Source organism: Actinomadura roseirufa (genome assembly GCF_900659635.1).
Classification (GTDB): Bacteria; Actinomycetota; Actinomycetes; order Streptosporangiales; family Streptosporangiaceae; genus Spirillospora; species Spirillospora roseirufa.
Window position 1 is genome coordinate 1 of the sequence record NZ_CAACVB010000470.1, and the last position, 3561, is coordinate 3561.

The 3561-nt window shown below is 71.4% G+C and carries 4 protein-coding genes; 2 read left to right on the forward strand and 2 right to left on the reverse strand.

Annotated elements, in window-relative coordinates; genetic code table 11:
* Positions 1–55 precede the first annotated feature (55 nt).
* Together E1291_RS40240 and E1291_RS40245 are read right to left on the reverse strand one after the other, a co-directional pair.
* Positions 56–364, reverse strand: coding sequence for a hypothetical protein (locus tag E1291_RS40240; protein WP_131743252.1), 309 nt, complete (start codon positions 362–364; stop codon positions 56–58).
* Between the two features lie 305 nt (positions 365–669).
* Positions 670–1254 (reverse strand): YbhB/YbcL family Raf kinase inhibitor-like protein, encoded by a 585-nt coding sequence (locus E1291_RS40245; RefSeq protein ID WP_131743253.1) that lies wholly within the window; start codon positions 1252–1254, stop codon positions 670–672.
* A gap of 396 nt (positions 1255–1650) precedes the next feature.
* On the opposite strand from E1291_RS40245, the gene E1291_RS40250 reads away from it, so the two are divergent.
* Positions 1651–3036, forward strand: coding sequence for an NAD(P)/FAD-dependent oxidoreductase (locus E1291_RS40250; RefSeq protein ID WP_131743254.1), 1386 nt, complete (start codon positions 1651–1653; stop codon positions 3034–3036).
* Positions 3037–3164: 128 nt separating this feature from the next.
* Positions 3165–3561, forward strand: a 397-nt coding sequence (locus E1291_RS40255; RefSeq protein WP_207401221.1) for an AfsR/SARP family transcriptional regulator, incomplete at its 3' end; no start/stop codon positions are given.

The window sequence follows — 3561 nt, forward strand, 5'->3', positions numbered from 1 at the left end:
CCTCGCTGACGCTGTCGTGGACGGCGGGCGGCGGAACGCCCACCGGCTACCGCGTCTACGAGGGCTCGGGAGCCCCGGGCCCGTAGGAGGCGTTGTCGTAGCCGCCGTCGTACCCGGCGCCGTCGTAGCCGGTGTCGTAGCCGTTCTCGTAGCCGTCGTCGGGTGCGCCCGCGGGGACGCCGCCCATAGGCGCTCCGCCGCCGTCCGGCTGCGGCGGAGCGGCGCGGCGGCCGCGCGGCTGCGGCTGCTCGTCCCAGTCGTCGTCGTCCCGCCCCGCCCTGCTGGCCCGCAGACCCAGGGCCACGAGGACGACCACCAGGACCACGACCACTATGAGGCCGAAGACCACGATGTAAGAAGTCATGCCACCACCCAATGCCTTGGCCCGGCGAGAGTCGCCAGCGCGGACCGCGGGTCCGTCCCGATTGTCGCCAGCGGCCGGCCCTCCTCGGGGCTAGCCCGATTGTGTCCGACCGCTATGACCGTTGTCACACCCTTCGCGCACATTTACCCTCACACGGCGCGTACCGGTCGACACGTCCGGTCGATCCGTACACCCCAGTCGGGTGCGGCCCTCGGGGAGCCCGCACTCCACTCATGCCCGGCCCTCGCTCCGGGCCCCGGTGCTCGCGGGCCCTCGAACCGGCCACCGTCCATCAGGCTCCACCGTCAACGCGCCCGCTGGCCGCCGAAGTTCCCGGTGATCCGGCCCCGGCCCACCGTGTGCTTGGCGATGGCGCCGAGCGAGTCCTTGAGCGAGGCTCCGCTCTTGAACGGCGCCGGGGCGTCCAGCGCGTAGATGGTGAACCTGTACCGATGCCGTTCTCCCTTGGGCGGGCACGGCGGTGCGTAGCCCACCTTCTTGCCGGTGGTCAACCCTTCGACGGTCCTGTCCAGGCGGGCGCCCTCGACCAGGGCGTTGGCCGTCCCGTTGAGGCCCGCGAACACCCAGTGGACGTAGGCGCCGTTGGACGCGTCCGGATCGTCCATGACGATCGCGAACGACCGGGTGTCGGCCGGCGCCCCCGACCACCGCAGCGGCGGGGTCTTGCCCTGCCCGCCAGGGTACGTCGTGCAGCCGTACCGCGTGGGCAAGTCCTTGCCATCGCGGAAGACCGGGCTGGTCACGGTGAACCATTCCGACAACTCGGCGCTCTTGTTCTGGGGCTGGCCGATCAGCCCGCAACCGCTCAGGGTGCCGGCGAGCGCGAGGGCGCCCGCCGCGGCCAGGATCGGACGCCGGTCTCTGCTCATCATCCCTACGCTCCCGGGCGCACATCGCCACGGCGTCGCATCGTACGCCGCGCCCCACCGGATTCCCTCCATCACGGCGGCGCTCGCATCGCCGGTGGCGCCCCCTTCCTCGTCCGCCCCAACCTTAGGGCTTCCGCGGGGGTGGAACGGGCCTTTCCTCCCTCGCGGCGACGGCGCTCCCAGAGAATCCCGCTGTGAGGTTGGTCATGCGTGGTTTGACCTACACTGTCCGAAAAAGAGGGAAGAGGTGGTGAAGTTCACACGTTCAGAGCCGCCTCGGTTTGCTGTTTCGGGAAATTTCACTCTTCTTCACCATCAATCGGTTGGCGCTGGGCACGGTCCATCCGGTAGCTTGTGAATGTCTTCACAAGCCGACCGTGAACATTGGAGGCCGCAATGGCCAGGACCGCCGAGGAGACCCCTGGCGCTCCCCACATCCTCATCGTGGGTGGCGGCTATGTGGGCATGTACACCGCCCTCCGCCTGCAGAAGAAGCTCCGCCGGGAGCTCAAGCGCGGCGAGGTCAAGGTCACCGTCGTGGACCCGAACTCGTACATGACGTACCAGCCGTTCCTCCCCGAGGCCGCCGCCGGGAACATCTCGCCGCGGCACGTCGTCGTCCCGCTGCGCCGCGTGCTGCCGAAGTGCACCGTGCGCAAGGCGCGGGTGACCGAGCTGAACCACGACGAGGGCTGGGCGATCGTCCAGCCGCTGGCCGGCCCGCCGGAACGGATCTCCTACGACTACCTGGTCATGGCCGCCGGGGCGGTGCCGCGGCTGCTGCCGATCCCCGGCCTGGCCGAGCACGGCATCAGCCTCAAGACGGTCGGTGAGGCCATCCACCTGCGCAACCACGTGCTGGAGCAGCTTGAGATCGCCGAGTCGACCGACGATGTGGAGCTGCGCCGCAAGGCGCTGACCTTCGTGTTCGTCGGCGGCGGATTCGCCGGCGTCGAGGCCGTCGCCGAGCTCGAGGACATGTCGCGCCACGCCACCAAGTACATGCGCAAGGTCACCCCGCAGGACCTGCGCTTCATCCTGGTGGAGGCGGCGGACCGCATCCTGCCCGAGGTCGGCCCCGAGATGGGCAAGTGGACCGCGGAGCAGCTGCGCGGCCGCGGCATCGACGTGAAGATGAAGACCCTCCTGCGGTCGGCGGAGGGCGGCCTGATCGAGCTGTCGGACGGCAGCCGCTTCCCGGCCGGGACCCTGGTGTGGAACGCGGGCGTCAAGCCGTCCCCGGTCGTCCGGCACGCGGACCTGCCGGTGGACGAGCGGGGCCGCGTCAAGGGCACCGAGTACCTCACCATCCAGGGCCTGGTCCGGGCGTTCACCGCCGGTGACAACGCGGCGATCCCGGACCTGACCCAGGAGGGCATGTTCTGCCCGCCGAACGCCCAGCACGCCGTCCGCCAGTCCAAGGTCCTCGCCGACAACATCATCCGGTCGCTGCGCGGGAAGTCGCTGAAGCCGTACGTGCACAACAACGTCGGCGCCGTGGCCGGGCTCGGCCTCCACAAGGGCGTCGCCCAGACCTACGGCTTCAAGGTCAAGGGCTGGCCCGCGTGGTTCATGCACCGCAGCTACCACGGCGCGAAGGTCCCGACCTTCAACCGCAAGCTGCGCGTCCTGGCCGACTGGACCCTGGCGCTGTTCCTCAAGCGCGAGACCGTCTCGCTGGCCACCGTCGAGCAGCCGCGCGCCGACTTCGAGCTCGCGGCCCTCGAGGACGCCAAGGCGAAGCAGGCGGTGAGGGAGACCGCCAAGGAGGGCGCGGCCTGACCCGTCCGCGAACCGTCCCGGTGCCCCGGAGGCCCTGCCTCCGGGGCACCGGCATGTCCGGCACGGAGCGCGGCGGCCTGCATCGTCCGGCGGGCGGGTGACGTGTCCGGATGGGGGAGAATCGTCCGGTGCGGATCGGGATACTGGGGCCCCTGGAAGTGCGCCCGGACGACGCGGGCGGCGCTCCCGTCGAGATCGGGGGCGCGCGGCTGCGGGCGCTGCTGACCCTGCTCGCGCTCGACCCCGGAGCCCTGGTCCCGGCCGAACGGATCATCGACGGCCTGTGGGAGGACGACGTCCCGAAGGGCGCCGCCAACGCGCTCCAGTCGCTGGTCTCCCGGCTGCGGTCGGTGATCGGCCGGGACGTGGTCGAGTCCCGGCCCGGCGCGTACCGGCTCGCGCTGCCGCGCGCTGCCGTCGACGCCCACGACTTCGAGGCGCGGACGCTGGCGGCGCGGCGCGCCGGGGACGAGGCGTCCCGGTCCGCGGGACTGCGCGCCGCGCTCGCGCTCTGGCGCGGCCCGG